17 protein-coding genes are annotated in these 13,891 nt (G+C 64.3%); 5 read left to right on the forward strand and 12 right to left on the reverse strand.

The features are described 5' to 3' along the window. Positions 1-4: 4 nt before the first annotated feature. Entirely contained in the window at positions 5-544 is a 540-nt protein-coding gene (gene ppa, locus K2W81_RS12215; RefSeq protein WP_294104678.1) for an inorganic diphosphatase, read from the forward strand. Positions 545-547: 3 nt separating this feature from the next. Here the strand turns inward: ppa and K2W81_RS12220 are convergent, their stop codons facing one another. From K2W81_RS12220 to K2W81_RS12230, 3 genes are read right to left on the reverse strand one after another with little or no spacing between them, the layout of a single operon-like run. Continuing rightward, complete coding sequence (locus tag K2W81_RS12220; protein WP_294104679.1) at positions 548-1,039, reverse strand: GNAT family N-acetyltransferase; 492 nt, start codon at positions 1,037-1,039, stop codon at positions 548-550. After that, a complete protein-coding gene (locus K2W81_RS12225) occupies positions 1,036-1,515 on the reverse strand; it encodes a GNAT family N-acetyltransferase (RefSeq protein ID WP_294104680.1) in 480 nt (159 codons plus the stop codon). The genes K2W81_RS12220 and K2W81_RS12225 overlap by 4 nt, the downstream gene beginning before the upstream one ends. Further along, on the reverse strand, positions 1,512-2,408 hold the full coding sequence (locus K2W81_RS12230; RefSeq protein ID WP_294104682.1) for a DMT family transporter: 897 nt from the start codon (positions 2,406-2,408) through the stop codon (positions 1,512-1,514). Before K2W81_RS12230 ends, K2W81_RS12225 begins: the two co-directional genes overlap by 4 nt. A gap of 95 nt (positions 2,409-2,503) precedes the next feature. Here K2W81_RS12230 and K2W81_RS12235 point away from each other — a divergent pair, with 95 nt between their 5' ends. Next, positions 2,504-2,686, forward strand: a complete 183-nt coding sequence (locus tag K2W81_RS12235) for a hypothetical protein (RefSeq protein ID WP_294104684.1) — start codon at positions 2,504-2,506, stop codon at positions 2,684-2,686. An 860-nt stretch (positions 2,687-3,546) separates the two neighbouring features. Here K2W81_RS12235 and K2W81_RS12240 read toward each other — a convergent pair. From K2W81_RS12240 to ispG, 3 genes are all read right to left on the reverse strand, one after another. Next, a complete protein-coding gene (locus tag K2W81_RS12240; RefSeq protein WP_294104687.1) occupies positions 3,547-4,062 on the reverse strand; it encodes a TIGR02281 family clan AA aspartic protease in 516 nt (171 codons plus the stop codon). A gap of 74 nt (positions 4,063-4,136) precedes the next feature. Then, positions 4,137-4,457: a multidrug efflux SMR transporter gene (locus K2W81_RS12245; protein ID WP_294104688.1), complete on the reverse strand. Its 321-nt coding sequence runs from the start codon at positions 4,455-4,457 to the stop codon at positions 4,137-4,139. Next, positions 4,458-5,582 (reverse strand): flavodoxin-dependent (E)-4-hydroxy-3-methylbut-2-enyl-diphosphate synthase, encoded by a 1,125-nt coding sequence (gene ispG, locus K2W81_RS12250; RefSeq protein WP_294104689.1) that lies wholly within the window; start codon positions 5,580-5,582, stop codon positions 4,458-4,460. Between the two features lie 81 nt (positions 5,583-5,663). Between ispG and K2W81_RS12255 the strand changes: the two genes are divergently transcribed. The 3 genes from K2W81_RS12255 (at position 5,664) to K2W81_RS12265 (ending at position 8,796) form a co-directional block, all read left to right on the forward strand. After that, positions 5,664-6,851, forward strand: coding sequence for an acyltransferase family protein (locus tag K2W81_RS12255; protein ID WP_294104690.1), 1,188 nt, complete (start codon positions 5,664-5,666; stop codon positions 6,849-6,851). Between the two features lie 147 nt (positions 6,852-6,998). Beyond that, the gene (locus tag K2W81_RS12260) at positions 6,999-7,919 is read left to right on the forward strand and encodes an isoaspartyl peptidase/L-asparaginase (RefSeq protein WP_294104691.1); all 921 of its coding nucleotides are present in this window, start codon (positions 6,999-7,001) and stop codon (positions 7,917-7,919) included. A gap of 25 nt (positions 7,920-7,944) precedes the next feature. After that, on the forward strand, positions 7,945-8,796 hold the full coding sequence (locus tag K2W81_RS12265; RefSeq protein WP_294104693.1) for a S1/P1 nuclease: 852 nt from the start codon (positions 7,945-7,947) through the stop codon (positions 8,794-8,796). A gap of 120 nt (positions 8,797-8,916) precedes the next feature. Here the strand turns inward: K2W81_RS12265 and K2W81_RS12270 are convergent, their stop codons facing one another. The 6 genes from K2W81_RS12270 to tolB form a co-directional block, all read right to left on the reverse strand. Further along, the gene (locus K2W81_RS12270) at positions 8,917-9,867 is read right to left on the reverse strand and encodes an alpha/beta fold hydrolase (RefSeq protein WP_294104695.1); all 951 of its coding nucleotides are present in this window, start codon (positions 9,865-9,867) and stop codon (positions 8,917-8,919) included. Between the two features lie 24 nt (positions 9,868-9,891). Continuing rightward, the gene (locus K2W81_RS12275) at positions 9,892-10,158 is read right to left on the reverse strand and encodes a hypothetical protein (RefSeq protein WP_294104697.1); all 267 of its coding nucleotides are present in this window, start codon (positions 10,156-10,158) and stop codon (positions 9,892-9,894) included. Then, positions 10,148-10,363 (reverse strand): toxin-antitoxin system HicB family antitoxin, encoded by a 216-nt coding sequence (locus K2W81_RS12280; RefSeq protein WP_294104698.1) that lies wholly within the window; start codon positions 10,361-10,363, stop codon positions 10,148-10,150. The genes K2W81_RS12275 and K2W81_RS12280 overlap by 11 nt, the downstream gene beginning before the upstream one ends. Positions 10,364-10,365: 2 nt before the next feature. Next, positions 10,366-11,265: an SPFH domain-containing protein gene (locus K2W81_RS12285; RefSeq protein ID WP_294104699.1), complete on the reverse strand. Its 900-nt coding sequence runs from the start codon at positions 11,263-11,265 to the stop codon at positions 10,366-10,368. 648 nt (positions 11,266-11,913) lie between these two features. Beyond that, on the reverse strand, positions 11,914-12,438 hold the full coding sequence (pal, locus tag K2W81_RS12290) for a peptidoglycan-associated lipoprotein Pal (RefSeq protein ID WP_294104701.1): 525 nt from the start codon (positions 12,436-12,438) through the stop codon (positions 11,914-11,916). An 80-nt stretch (positions 12,439-12,518) separates the two neighbouring features. Continuing rightward, a complete protein-coding gene (gene tolB, locus K2W81_RS12295) occupies positions 12,519-13,886 on the reverse strand; it encodes a Tol-Pal system beta propeller repeat protein TolB (RefSeq protein ID WP_294104703.1) in 1,368 nt (455 codons plus the stop codon). Between the last annotated feature and the right edge of the window lie 5 nt (positions 13,887-13,891).

Here is a 13,891-nt window from a genome sequence, read left to right on the forward strand (position 1 = left end):
ATTCATGCGCATCGACATGGTGCCGGTCGGCGACGACCCACCCAACAGCCTCAATTGCATCATCGAAGTGCCCGTCGGCGGCGAGCCGGTGAAATATGAATTCGACAAAAAATCGGGCGCGCTGTTCGTCGACCGCATCCTGCACACGCCGATGCGCTATCCGGCGAATTACGGCTTCATCCCGCACACGCTGTCGCCCGACGGCGACCCGCTTGACGCGCTCGTCGTCGCGCGCTCGCCGTTCATCCCGGGCTGCATCGTGCGGGTGCGCCCGATTGCGGTGCTCCACCTCGAAGACGAAGCCGGCGGCGATGAAAAGCTGCTGACCGTCCCGGTCGACGGCACTTTCCCTTATTACACCAACGTCGATGAGCATCACGACCTGCCCGAGATCGTGATGCAGCAGATCGAGCATTTCTTCACCCATTACAAGGATCTGGAACCCAAGAAATGGGTGCGGATCGGCAAATGGGGCAATGCCGAAGAGGCACGGCGGATCATCATCGAAGCGATCGAACGCGCCAAAACCGCGAAAGCCGACTGAGTGCTATTGGCCGGGGCGCTCGCCTGCCAAGGCAGCGAGCGCCTCGCCCTCCAGCCGCCAGAGCCGCCATTCGGGCTGGAGCTTGGCGCCGAGCCGATCATAGAAGCGCTGGCCGCCTCCATTTTCCGTCAGCACGATCCAGTCCATCCACGCACAATCGCGCGCCTGCGCCTCAACCGCGAGCGCGCGCATCAAGGCTTCGCCCGCGCCCAGACCGCGCGCCTCGGCATCGACGAACAGATCCTCAAGATAGAGGATCGGCTGGGCCATCCAGAAGTTGAAGCTGAGAAACCACAGCGCAACCCCGACGATCTTGCCCTCATGCTGGGCGACATGGGCAAAGCCCGACGGCGTGGCGCCGAACAGCGCATGGCCAAGCGCATCGGGTGCCGCCGAAACCCAGTCGGGATGGCCGATATGCCGCCCAAAGCGCAGCAGCCGCTCATGAATGGCGTCAACGTCCGCGCGAACGGCAGGGCGCGCCGTGACGCTCAAGGTTGCGCCGCAAAGTTTTTGAGCGCGTCGCCTGACATGCGGCAGATGCGCCAGTCGTCCATTACGCTCGCGCCCATTGCCTTGTAGAATTCCTGCGCGGGCGTGTTCCAGTCGAGCACGGCCCATTCGAACCGCCCGCACCCGCGCTCAACCGCAATGGCGGCGAGCCGCTTGAGCAGCGCCTTGCCGACCCCCGTCCCGCGCGCTTCGGGCGTCACATACAGGTCCTCAAGATACAGCCCGCGCCACCCGGTCCAGGTCGAGAAATTGTGGAAGAACAGCGCCAGACCGACCGGCGCGCCATCGACTTCGGCAATCAGCGCCTCGGCGGCAGGCGGGGTCGAAAACAGCGCCTGATGGAGCAGCTCCTCGGTCGCGACGACCTTGTCGAGTGCGCGCTCATAAGCGGCAAGCTCGCGCACGAAATGCAGGATGGTGCCAACATCGGCGGGGGTAGCGAATCGGATCACAGTCATGCAGCAGCCTCGGTCTGGGGAGCAGGCGCGATGCTGCCGCGCACGGCGACAAGGCAACCGATGATGATCAGCCCTGCACCGCCGACGGTATAGCCCGACACCTGCTCGCCGAAAACGACATAGCCCAAAATCGCGGCCCAGATGAAGGCGGTATATTCAACCATCGACAGCAGTTGCGCCTCGGCCCGGCCATAGGCCCAGGCGAGCGCAAAAGCGGACACGGAGCCAATCACTGCCGCCGCCACCACCCAGGGCAATTGCGCGACGCTCGGCCAGGTCGCGAGCCACGGTGCGCCCGCGAGCATCAGCGCGCCGATGACGAGACTGGTGAAAAGGGTGACTTCGAGCGGACTCGCGATCTGCGCTTGCTGCCGCAGCAGGATCAGGCTCCCGGCGTAGAGTAGCGAGGCAAGCACCACCGCGCCCGACCCCAGCAGCAAATCGGGCGAACTTTCGCCGCGCGACTGGCCCAGCGCAATCACCAGCACGCCCACGCTCGCCACCAGCGAGCCGAGCACCGCGCCGCGTCCGATCTGCTCCTTCAGGAACAGGCCTGCCAGAAACAGCGCGATCAGCGGCGCAAGGAACGTCAGCGCAACCGCCTGCGCCATCGGCACGCGCACCAGCCCCCAGAAGAACAGCAGCACCGACAGCCCCGCCGCCAGCCCGCGCAGAACGTGGAGCCTGAGCGCCGCGCCCCCCGGCCAGCGATGCCCGCGAGCGACGAAAACTGCCCCGGTCAACGCCACCCCCGCCACCGACCGCCAGAGTACAGCACTATAGGCGCCGCTCTGGAGCGACAGATATTTCATCAGCGCATCCATGATCGAATAGCTGAAGATACCCAGGCACGCGACGGCGAAGGCGATGGCAGGAGACGTCTTGGTCGACACAAGGCGTGCGCTACACCCCGCGCGCGGCGGGCGCTATCCTCCGGCACGACAATATGCCTGTTGCGATACATGTATTGCACGACTGTGCTGCGCCGATGTCGCTTCGCTTGCCCGCCGATGTTGCAGACCACCTCGCCGCGCTGTCGGCACTAACGGGGCAATCAAAGACGTTTTGCGCCACCGAAGCGATTGTCGAACATATCGATGATCTGGAGGATGGCGTCATGCCCACCACTGTGGTCCGGCTCGGCAGTCGGCGTGATGTTTACCGGCGGTGATCGAGCCGCAGCAGCAATCGCCCTGATCGCCGCCCTTCAGCCTGAATTTTCAGTCCCGGGCAGCCTGGCGTTCGGCGGGCAACGCTCTGGTGGCGCGATCTGGGCCGCAGGCAGGCGGCGCTGCTCAAGAAATGTTCCACGAACGAACAGCAGCGTACGGACAAGCAAGTTCTTTAAAGACGATCCGCATGCTGGGTACGCAATTGCTACGATCGCTTGCCTACTCCCGCAAGCCGGCCCGGCCTGTTGGTCGTTCATTTGCCAAACAGGCTGCGCAGGGGAACTCAACCGCCGCACTATGCGCAAAAGGGGGACCCTATTGTCCAATTTATGTGACGTCCAAATGTCTTGACATTTGTCTCGTAGTTGCAATATATTGCACGGACTGGGCAAGCTCCTCGCGCGTCAGGCCTAATTGGCTAGCTAGTGTGAGCGCCATTGTTTTTGCAAAAGAGAGTTATTGGCGATGCAGTAAGGGACGTATCGATGGGGGGGGACACCCCAGGAGACCACACATGCTTAACATTCTCAGTGTTCTTATTTTCTTTGTAGCAACCGTGTCGGTCTTTTGGGTGATCTACGGCACCTTGATGCCAGCTTTACCCAGAATGATAAAATTGCTCACTGTGGAATCTAACGCCCATCTCTTGCAGTATGACTATCATGAGACACAAAACTGAACGCTTTTAAATATATTATATTATCGAAATTTTGAGTAATTTTATCTTCGATACTGTCAGGAAACGTTCAAAACGCTTGACTTGATGACGACTGCTGACGTTGTCGCAGCCTTCCACCCCAAATTTTGAGCTTTACGGCCGCGCTGGGGATTGGCTTTTCCTCACCTCAAGCCCCGTCGCCTATCGCAACCGCATCTGGTCGCCTTCGATACTGACGCTTTGCAATTGCCGCAGATAGGTGTGGCCGAGCAGCGAGATGTCGGCGCCTTCGATCACCACGGCATGCACATTGTTCGCGCGTTTGCCGTCGAGCACGATCGTATCGATATACACTTCCTGCCCGCGCAGATCGCCACCGGCACCCTTGCCGATCACTTCATATTGCGAGGGGTCGAAATTGACATTGGCCTGCCGCGCATCGGCTTCGCTCAGCGCGACGGTGTCGGCGCCGGTATCGACGACGAAGTGCAGCGGCATGCCGTTGACTTCGGCAATCGCGATGAAATGGCCCCCCGGTGCGCGGTCGAGCACCGTCTCGGTCGGATGATCGATCGGCGGCGCGGTGACCGTCGGCGAGGCCGATCCGCTGCGCGCCAGCGTGGCTGGCGCCGCCGCAGGTGCACGGCGGGGCCCGACCGGGATCATCAGGCCAAAGGCTGTGCCGAGCAGCAGCACGAGGACGAGGGCAAAACGCATGACGCTTGGCGTAGCCGCGCGGCGTTAGAATGCCGCTAATCGAGATGGCAAAGAAACTATGGACGGCGCGCGGCTCAGTGCCCGCTCGCGAGTTTCAGGCCGACAATGCAGAGGATCAAGCCAACCAATAGCAGACCGCGAATGATCGTCAGTGTCTCGGCGCCCGTCGCGACACCAACCAGCACGGTACCAATCGCGCCGATCCCGACCCACACCGCATAGGCCGTGCCCAGCGGAATCGTCTTGGCGGCGCGCTCCAGCAGCCCGAAGCTCAAAAACGCACAGACGAAAAAGCCCGCGTTCCAGCCAAGATTGCGAAAGCCGTCAGCATGGCGCAGGCACGTCGTGAAGCCGACCTCGAACAGGCCCGCCAGCACCAGCAGTGCCCACGCCATTTATTCGGCAGCCACCGCCTGCGCCGGGTTCGCAGCATCAAGCTCGGCGGCCTTGGCCTCGACCAGCTTGACGATATGGTCGATCATGTCGGCGCTTTCGACCGTGTGATCGGTCACGCCCGACAGATACACCATATGCTTGCCATTGCCGCCGCCGGTCAGCCCGATGTCGGTCTCGCGCGCTTCGCCGGGGCCGTTGACGACGCAGCCGAGCACCGACAGCGACATTGGCGTGCGGATATGCTGGAGCTTCTCTTCGAGCGCCTGCACCGTGCGGATCACGTCAAAGCCCTGCCGCGCGCACGACGGGCAACTCACCACGCGCACGCCGCGATTGCGGATGCCGAGCGCTTTCAGGATTTCGAAGCCGACGCGGACTTCCTCTTCGGGCTCGGCCGACAGCGAGACGCGGATGGTGTCGCCGATGCCGTACCAGAGCAACGAGCCGATGCCGATCGCGCTCTTCACCGTGCCGCCGACGAAGCCGCCCGCTTCGGTGATGCCGAGATGCAGCGGACAATCGACGACTTCGGCGAGCTGCTGATAGGCGGCGACCGCGAGGAACAGGTCGGATGCCTTCACCGCGACCTTGAATTCGTGGAAATCATGATCCTGCAGCAGCTTGATATGATCGAGCGCGGACTCAACCAGCGCTTCCGGGCAGGGCTCGCCGTATTTCTCGAGCAAATCCTTTTCGAGGCTGCCCGCGTTCACGCCGATGCGGATCGCGCAGCCATTGGCCTTCGCCGCATTCACCACTTCGCGCACCCGGTCAGCCGAGCCGATATTGCCGGGGTTGATGCGCAGGCAGGCAGCACCCGCGTCCGCCGCTTCGAGCGCGCGCTTATAGTGGAAATGGATGTCGGCGACGATCGGGACGCGCGCCGCGCGGGTGATCTGCTTGAGCGCCGCGGTCGATTCGACATCGGGACACGACACGCGGATGATGTCGACCCCGGCGTCTTCGCAGCGGCGGATCTGGTTGATCGTTGCCACCGGATCGGAGGTCAGCGTGTTGGTCATCGTCTGCACCGTCACCGGCGCGCCGCCGCCGACGGGGACATTGCCGACCATGATCTGGCGGCTTTCGCGCCGAGTGATATCGCGCCACGGACGAAGAGACATGCGAAGAGTTCCTTGATCTGGTTCAGCGCGATATAGCGATGCCCGCGCGGCACGTCGATATGATAGCAGCGCGCGTGAATGATGGCGGCGACATTTGATGCCTGCCCCGTGGAGAGTGATTTGGGTCGGCATTACGGGATGGACTGGCTGCGCATCGGCGCCTTCGGTCTGCTTATCTTCTACCACATCGGCATGGTGTTCGTCCCGTGGGGATATCACGCCAAGACCGCGCATCCGATCGATTGGGTGACGGTCCCGATGCAGGCGCTCAATGCGTGGCGGCTGTCGCTGCTGTTCGTCGTCTCGGGCTTCGCCAGCCGCGCAATTTTCGCGGGCAAGCCGGCCGCAGGGTCCTTTGCCTGGGGCCGCACCAAGCGCCTGCTGCCGCCGATTCTGTTTGCCATGGCCGTGATCAACACCCCCCAACCCTGGGTCGAGCTGACCACTCAGCATGCGTATAAAGGCGATTTCTGGCATTTTCTGACGACGGACTATTTCCACATCCAAAAGATCAGCGGCATCGCCGTGCCGACGTGGCAACACCTGTGGTTCGTCGTGTATCTGTGGGCGTATACCGTCGTGCTCGCGCTGATATTGTTGGTGGTGCCGACGCGGTGGCAAGCGGCGATTGAACGCGTGTTGAGCTATGCCCTTACTGGCCCGTTGATCGTGATCGTCCCGGTCGCGCTGCTGATCGCGCAATGGCTTTGGGTTTATCCCGGCGCGTCCGAAACCCATGCCTTTTTCGATGATCTGCCCGCGCACCGGGTCTTTTTCGCGATGTTCCTGTTCGGGTTCATGCTGGCGGGCAACGACCGGCTGTGGCGCGCGATCCGGCGCTGGTGGCCGGTCGCGGCGGTGCTGGCAGTAAGCGCCTATGCGATCGTCGCGGGTATCGAGACCGCCTATCTCAAGACGCCGATTACCGGGGATGTCTGGTATTGGTTCGGCATGGTGCGCGCGGTGCAGGCGTGGACGTCGATCGTCGCGCTGATCGGGATGGCCGATCGTTGGCTCAATCGCGATCATCCGTGGCGTGCGATGCTCAACGAAGCGGTGTTCCCTTTTTACATCATCCACCAGACCGTGATCGTGCTCGTCGCGGGCGCGCTGCTCGGTGTCGGCATCGGGCCGCTCCCCGAATTCGCGGTGTTGCTGGCGGCGACCGTGTTGGGCTGCTGGCTGTTCTACCGGATCGGCCGCGAGATCGACTGGTTGCGCCCCCTGATCGGCCTGCGCGCGCGCAAGCCGGCGCCGCAAGCCGCGTAGGGTGTGCGCTGCGCAGCCCTCACCCGTTCGTTTCGAGCGAAGTCGAGAAACAGGCGACAAGCGGTGCGCAAGATGTCTCGACTTCGCTCGACACAAACGGGAAGGGGTTTAGGTCAAACCCGAACCGCCCTTCTTTAGGATTTTGCCATGACCCAATGGACGCTGATGATCCACGGCGGCGCGGGGATCCTCCGCCCCGATACGCTCCCCGCCGATCAGGCTGAGGGCGCGCGCGCCGGGCTGAATGCCGCGCTCGATGCCGGGGCGGGCGTGCTGGCAAACGGGGGCAGCGCGCTCGATGCGGTCGAGGCTGCGGTGCGCGTGCTCGAGGATGATCCGCATTTCAACGCCGGGCGCGGCGCGGTGCTCAGCTTCGACGGCTGTGTCTGCCTCGATGCCGCGATCATGGACGGCAGCGGGCGGCAGGCGGGCGGCGTTACCGGTGTCAGCGCGACCAAAAACCCCGTCAGCCTCGCCCGCCGGGTGATGACCGCAACGCCGCATGTGCTGCTGAGCGGCACCGGCGCCGATCAGTTCGCGCGCGAACAAGGCCTTGAGCAAGCCGACGAAAGCTGGTTCGCGACCCCCGAACGTCGCCGCCAGCTCGAGGAACTGCGCGCGCGCGTCGACGGCTGGTTCGATGCCGAGATGAAATATGGCACGGTTGGCGCGGTCGCGTGCGATGCCCAAGGCCATGTCGCCGCCGCGACCTCGACCGGCGGCGTCACCGGCAAGCGCTGGGGCCGGATCGGCGATACGCCCTTGGTCGGCGCGGGCACCTATGCCGACGACCGCGCCTGTGCCGTCTCCGCCACCGGATCAGGCGAATATTTCATCCGCGCGGGTGTTGGCCACGAAATCGCCGCGCGGGTGCGCCTGACCGGGGAAGACATTGCGACCGCCGCCGCCGCCGTGCTCGCCGATGTGCAGGCGCTCGGCGGCACCGGCGGGGTGATCGTCGCTGCGCCCGATGGCACCGCGCACTGGGCATTCACGACCCCCGGCATGTTCCGCGGCCAAACCGACGCATCCGGGCACCGCGCGGTCGCCATTTTCGGCGACGAATAGTCGGCGAGCGGCTAGACCAAGCGCCATGATTCGCGCCCTCACCACCACGCTCGCCGCTGTCGCCACATGCGCCGCCACCCCGGCCCTGGCCTATGGTCAGTTCGGCCACAACACGATCGCGCAGATCGCGATGGCGAACGTCTCCCCCGCCACCACCTTGAAGGTGCGCGCGCTGCTTGCCCGGTCGAGCGCGCTCGCGACCCCGCAGTGCCCCGCGCGCACCGTCGAGGACGCCAGCGTCTGGGCCGATTGCGTCCGCGCCAAATATCCGCTGCGCTTCGGCTATGCATCGAGCTGGCATTACCAGACGCTCGACATCTGCGGGACATTCGACCTGAAAGCCGCGTGCCGCGATGGCAATTGCGTGTCAGCGCAAGTCGACCGCGATGTGAAGCTGTTGCAGGCCAAGGACACGCCGCTCGCCGAGCGCGTGCAGGCACTCGCCTTCCTGATCCATTTCGTCGGCGACATGCACATGCCGCTGCATTCGGGGTCGCATAATGATTCGGGCGGCAATGCCATCAAGGCCGCCTACGGCATCTATGCGCCCGAGCGGCTCAACCTCCACGGCATCTGGGATGGCGTGCTCGCCGAGCGCGCGATCACCGATGGGCCGCAGCTCGTCCGGCGCTACTCCGCGACCGAAGCCGCGCCGATCCAGGCCGGGACGACCGAAGACTGGAGCCGCGAAAGCTATGACATCGCGCGGACCGTGGCTTATCCGAGCGCGACCGCCGACAAGCCCTGCGTCACGCCGACCGTGCGCGTGAAACTCGACGAAGCGACGATCGTACGGCTGGTGCCGGTGCAGCGCCTGCAAGTCCAACGCGCGGGGCTGCGGCTCGCGCGGCTGCTCGATGAGGCATTCGCGGGTTAAATCGTTCCATCGCAACCGCTCGTTTCGAGCGAAGGCGAAAAACAGGCGCCAAGCGCACCGCCTGTGGCCTGTTTCTCGACTACGCTCGAAACAAACGGGTCGTTGGTGGTTCGCAGAGCCCTACCGCTTCTTCGTCACGAACCCCGCAATCGCGTCCACCACGCCCGCATCCACCGGCAAATCGGGCTTCCCATAGCTCGCCAGATTGGCGGCGGTATCGCCATCCACGCCGATGTTCTTGAGTACATGGTTTACCCCCGGCACCAGCACCAAGGTCGCATCGGGCCGCGCGGCGGCGAGCGCGCGCGCGTCGCCTTCGCCGATCTGGAGGTCTTTCAACCCTTGCACGATCAGCATCGGACGCGTGAGCTGCGCCGCCAGCACCACCGGCTTGTAGGCGAAGAGATCGATCAGATAGCCCTGCACTTGCGGCGCGAACAAATTGGCGAGCGCGGGGTGCATCGCGCTCACATCGACGCGCTGGCCCTTCTCGAGGCTGTCGAGCGCGGCTTCGGCCTGCGGCAGGATCGGCGCATTGGCGGGATTGGCGCGGAGCTGATCGCGGATCACCGTCCCGAGCGGCCGCCCCGAAGCGGATACCAGAATATGCCCGCAAATCCCGTCGCCCTCGCCCGCCGCGAGCACCACCAGCCCGCCTTCGCTATGGCCGAGCAGCCAGACGCAACGGGCGCCGGTTGCCGCGCGCGCGGCCTTCACCCAGGCGCGGACATCATCGGCATAGCCCGCGATCGTCACGTCATTGCCATCGGCGACCGCGGCTTTGCTGGCGAACTGGCCGCGCTTGTCGATCCGCACGCTGGCGATGCCCTTCGCCGCCAACGCTTCGGCAAGCAGTTTGTACGGCTGGCCCTTCACGCCGAGCGGGTTGTTGCCGTCACGGTCGGTCGGGCCCGAGCCGGGAATGATCAGGACTACTGGCCCCGCCGCCTCGGGTTTGAGCAAGGTGCCATGCAGCGCGCCGATCGGCCCCGGCGCGGTGATCTCGCTGCTGGTCTGGGCAAGTGCGGGTGTGGCACTGGCGATCGCCAGCGCAAACAGGCTCAGCTTCATCGACTTATCCTCCTGTTCGAATGTTCAGCGATCCGGACCCCAGCGCCACGCCAAGCCGCCATCGGTCTTGGCGTGGACGAGCGCAATAAATGGCACGGTGAAGGCGAGCAACAAGGCCACGACCGCGATCGGATGATGCAACAGCATCGGGATGGCCATCACCAGCGCCACGAACGCGGCGGTCACGGCCCAGCCCTGCCACGTCACCGGCGTTGCGCCAAAGCCATAGACTTTAGGCGCGAACCAATGTTGCGGGCGCGTCTCATTGCGGTTGTCCAAATCACTCAGCATTGCTCGTCTCCCTGGGCGGCCGCCCGCGTTTCGCTGCAACCGGCGCCGCCAGCTTGACCCCGCGCCGCGCCAGCGCCTCGCGCAGCAAGCATTCGACCTGGGCGTTGACGCTGCGCAGATCACCCGCCGCGCTCCGCTCGATCGCCGCGAACAGCGCGGGATCGAGACGGAGCGCAAAGGCTTTCTTGGGCAGCGGCTCGGCCATGATTACTGGTAGAGCGAACCAGCGTTGACCACAGGCTGCGTCTCGCGCTCACCGCACAGCACGACCATCAGGTTCGACACCATCGCCGCGCGCCGCTCGTCATCAAGCTCGACGACATTCTTCTCGCTCAGCATGTCGAGCGCCATTTCGACCATGCCGACCGCGCCTTCGACAAGCGTCTTGCGCGCGGCGACCACGGCTTCGGCCTGCTGGCGCCGCAGCATGGCGCCGGCAATTTCCTGCGCATAGGCCAGATGGGTGAAGCCGCATTCGTCGACGCTGATCCCGGCGACCGCGAGCCGTTCCATCAGTTCGCTGCGCAGTTCAGCCCCGACCTGATCGTGATTGCCGCGCAGGGTGATTTCCTGGTGGGTGAAATCGTCATAAGGATAGCGCGAGCCGATCGTGCGCACCGCGGCTTCGATCTGCACCATCACGAACGCCTTGTAATCATCGACATCGAACAGCGCCTGCGCGGTGTCGGTGACGCGCCACACGACTTGTGCGGCCATTTCGATCGGGTTGCCGCGCAGGTCATTGACCTTGATCTTGTCCGAAATCAGGTTGTTCGCGCGCAGCGACACCTTCTTCTTGCCCATCCACGGCAACACCCAGCGCAGCCCGGTCGAGCGGTCGCTGCCCTTGTAGGAACCGAACAAGGTGATCGCCGCCGCCTGATTGGGCTGGAGCATGTAAAAGCCCGGGGACACCAGCGCAAAGATGATCGCGCCGACGATGATCAGCGTCAGCCCCAGCGTCTGGTTGCTCTCAATCCCCAGCGCACCAACGACGATGGCCGCCAGCGACACCAGCATCACCCCCAGCATCAGATAGCCGCTCGAAGCGCTTGCCGGCACCTCGCGACTGCGTGTCAGATCGCCCATTTGAGTCGACTCGGTCATTCTTGCCTCCCGCAAAATAGTAATATCATATTTATATTATTTTGGATGGGCGACAAGCAAAATCTCTCGATCAAAGCAGCTAAGGGCTTACGCTCGATCCGTTCGTGCTGAGCTTGTCGAAGCACTGTCCTTCTTGCAGGCGGCTCGCAGAAGAAGGACGGCCCTTCGACAAGCTCAGGGCAAACGGGGGGTCGAGCTTGGCCCAAAACCAAATAGGGCGACGAAAAAGGGGCGGCAGTGCGCGCAGCACCGCCGCCCGGTCATGGCAATGGGTAGAACGGAACCGGGGAGGCGCGAGTCGATGGGCGCCTCGTTAATCCTCCCCCCCAGGGGGAGGTGGCGCCGAAGGCGACGGAGGGGGAGGTCAGCAGTGCCCTTCCAAATTGAGCGGCGCGCTTCCTCCCCTCTGTCAGCTTCGCTGCCACAGGGTCGGGTCGCCCGTGCCCCCGGCACGGGCTTGGATTGCCGGGGGCAATCCAACCCGACACTCCCCGGCGGGGGAGGATTGGGATGGGAAAGCAAGCCAGCTCTAAGGCGCTCTGGCGTCACCCCGGATCAGCCCCAAGGTGACGCCTTCATGCGTTCGATGTCGGCCGACAAACGCGTCGTGTCCCCCGGCGTTGCCAAGATCACGACCGAGAGCAGCAATCAGCTCAGCACGATCGTCACCGCGCGCCGGTTCTGCGCCCAGCTGCCTTCGTCCGAGCCAAGCGCAACGGGGCGTTCCTTGCCATAGGAAATCGTCGTCAGCCGCGACGGATCGATGCCGCGCGCCGCGAGATAATTCTTGGCCGCGGTCGCGCGCCGATCGCCGAGCGCGAGGTTATACTCGCGCGTGCCGCGTTCGTCGCAATGCCCCTCGATCGTCGCGCGCGCGTTGGGATATTTGAGCAACCACGCCGCCTGCGTGTCGAGGATCGCGCGCGATTCGGGATCGATATCGAACATGTCGGTCGCGAAATGAATCGTGTCGCTCGTGACCGACCGTTTGAAGTCGGCGGCCGACCCCGGCACCACCGTGTCGGTCACGGTCGATCCGGTACCGCTATTGGTCTGCTGCGGCGGCGCTTCGGTGCTCGGCCCCAAGGTCGCGATATCCTTGGGCTTGCTCGCGCAACCGGCAACGGCGAGCAGCGCGGCGGTAAACATCAACTTGGTCGTCAGCTTGGCCATGGTGTTTCTCCTTCGAGCGATTGTCCCCGCTTTTGGTCGATCAGCAGTGTTGCCACTGCTTGTGGTGATTTGGTGGCAGCTTAGGGGCGTAACGGCCCCCAGCCGGGATCGGACCCGTCGAGCGGCGTCGGCACGCGGCGCAGGTTGACCCCGGTCAGATCGACCGACCACAGATCGGCCTTGCCCGACGATCCTTGCGACGCGCGAAAGAACATCAGCACGCGGCCATTGGGCGACCAGCTCGGCCCTTCGTCCTGCCAGTCGTCGGTGAGCAGCTTTTCGCCGCTGCCGCCGGGGCTCATGATGCCGATGCGGAAATTGCCGCTGACGCGCGTGAACGCGATCAGGTCGCCGCGCGGGCTCCACACCGGCGTCGCATAGCGCCCGCCGCCGAAGCTTATCCGGCGCTGATTGCCGCCATCGGCATCCATCACATACAGCTGCTGCCCGCCCGACCGGTCGCTTTCGAAAACGATCTTGCTGCCGTCGGGCGAATAGCTGCCGCCGGTGTCGATCCCCGGCGCATTGGTCAGCCGCTGCGGCGTCCCGCCCGCGCTCGACACGCGGTAGATGTCGGTGTTGCCACCGGTCGCCATCGAAAACAGGATCCAGCGGCCATCGGGCGAAAAGCGCGGCGCAAAAGTCGTGCTGACATTCGCCACCACCAGCCGTTGGCGTCCGCTGCCGACATCATAGACATAGACCGCCGGACGATCACCGACGAAGCTCATATAGACGATCGACTGCTGGTTGGGCGCGAAGCGCGGCGTCAGCACGATCGACTGGCCATTGGTCAGGAAGCGGTGATTGGCGCCGTCCTGGTCCATGATCGCCAGCCGCTTGATCCGCCGCCCCTTGCTGCCGGATTCGGAGACATAGACGACGCGGCTGTCGAAATAGGGCCCTTCGCCGGTCAGTCGGGCATAGATGGTGTCAGCACACTTATGCGCAGCACGGCGCCAGTCGGCGGGGGTCACGACAAACCCCTGCCGCGCCAGTTCAGCGCGTGCCGAGACGTCATAGAGATAGCAGCCGACCGTCAGCGTGCCGTCGCCATTCGCCTTGACGAACCCCTGCACCAGCGCCTGCGCGCCGGTACCGCCCCAATAATCGAACTGCGGCGCGGTCACTTCGCCGTAAGCAACGGGCTTCAACCGATCGGCGGCAAGCGGATTGAACAGCCCCGAATTCTTCAGGTCCGCCGTCATCACATCGGCAAGCTGGCGCCCGAGCGCATCGGTGCTGCCCGCCGCCGTCGCCACCGCCGCATTGGTCGGCATCGCCGGAATCGCGATTGGCAGCGGCGCCGAAATGCCGCCGGTCACCGATACTTCGAGCGGTGGCGGCGTCTGGTCACCCGGCGCGGTCTGACCCGGCGGCGGGGCAGGCACCGTCTGGGCAAGGACCGGCATGCCGCCCAGCGCCGCGACCGCAAACCAACAAAGCATCGAGC

Origin of the sequence: Sphingomonas sp., assembly GCF_019749955.1 — a bacterium.
GTDB lineage: Bacteria > Pseudomonadota > Alphaproteobacteria > Sphingomonadales > Sphingomonadaceae > Sphingomonas.

Coding starts and splice junctions, on each gene's coding strand:
- ppa (WP_294104678.1), top strand. CDS start 5: ATGCGCATCGACATGGTGCCGGTCGGCGACGACCCACCCAACAGCCTC.
- K2W81_RS12225 (WP_294104680.1), bottom strand. CDS start 1,515: ATGACTGTGATCCGATTCGCTACCCCCGCCGATGTTGGCACCATCCTG.
- K2W81_RS12235 (WP_294104684.1), top strand. CDS start 2,504: ATGTCGCTTCGCTTGCCCGCCGATGTTGCAGACCACCTCGCCGCGCTG.
- K2W81_RS12240 (WP_294104687.1), bottom strand. CDS start 4,062: ATGCGTTTTGCCCTCGTCCTCGTGCTGCTGCTCGGCACAGCCTTTGGC.
- K2W81_RS12245 (WP_294104688.1), bottom strand. CDS start 4,457: ATGGCGTGGGCACTGCTGGTGCTGGCGGGCCTGTTCGAGGTCGGCTTC.
- ispG (WP_294104689.1), bottom strand. CDS start 5,582: ATGTCTCTTCGTCCGTGGCGCGATATCACTCGGCGCGAAAGCCGCCAG.
- K2W81_RS12255 (WP_294104690.1), top strand. CDS start 5,664: ATGGCGGCGACATTTGATGCCTGCCCCGTGGAGAGTGATTTGGGTCGG.
- K2W81_RS12260 (WP_294104691.1), top strand. CDS start 6,999: ATGACCCAATGGACGCTGATGATCCACGGCGGCGCGGGGATCCTCCGC.
- K2W81_RS12265 (WP_294104693.1), top strand. CDS start 7,945: ATGATTCGCGCCCTCACCACCACGCTCGCCGCTGTCGCCACATGCGCC.
- K2W81_RS12270 (WP_294104695.1), bottom strand. CDS start 9,867: ATGAAGCTGAGCCTGTTTGCGCTGGCGATCGCCAGTGCCACACCCGCA.
- K2W81_RS12275 (WP_294104697.1), bottom strand. CDS start 10,158: ATGCTGAGTGATTTGGACAACCGCAATGAGACGCGCCCGCAACATTGG.
- K2W81_RS12280 (WP_294104698.1), bottom strand. CDS start 10,363: ATGGCCGAGCCGCTGCCCAAGAAAGCCTTTGCGCTCCGTCTCGATCCC.
- K2W81_RS12285 (WP_294104699.1), bottom strand. CDS start 11,265: ATGACCGAGTCGACTCAAATGGGCGATCTGACACGCAGTCGCGAGGTG.
- pal (WP_294104701.1), bottom strand. CDS start 12,438: ATGGCCAAGCTGACGACCAAGTTGATGTTTACCGCCGCGCTGCTCGCC.
- tolB (WP_294104703.1), bottom strand. CDS start 13,886: ATGCTTTGTTGGTTTGCGGTCGCGGCGCTGGGCGGCATGCCGGTCCTT.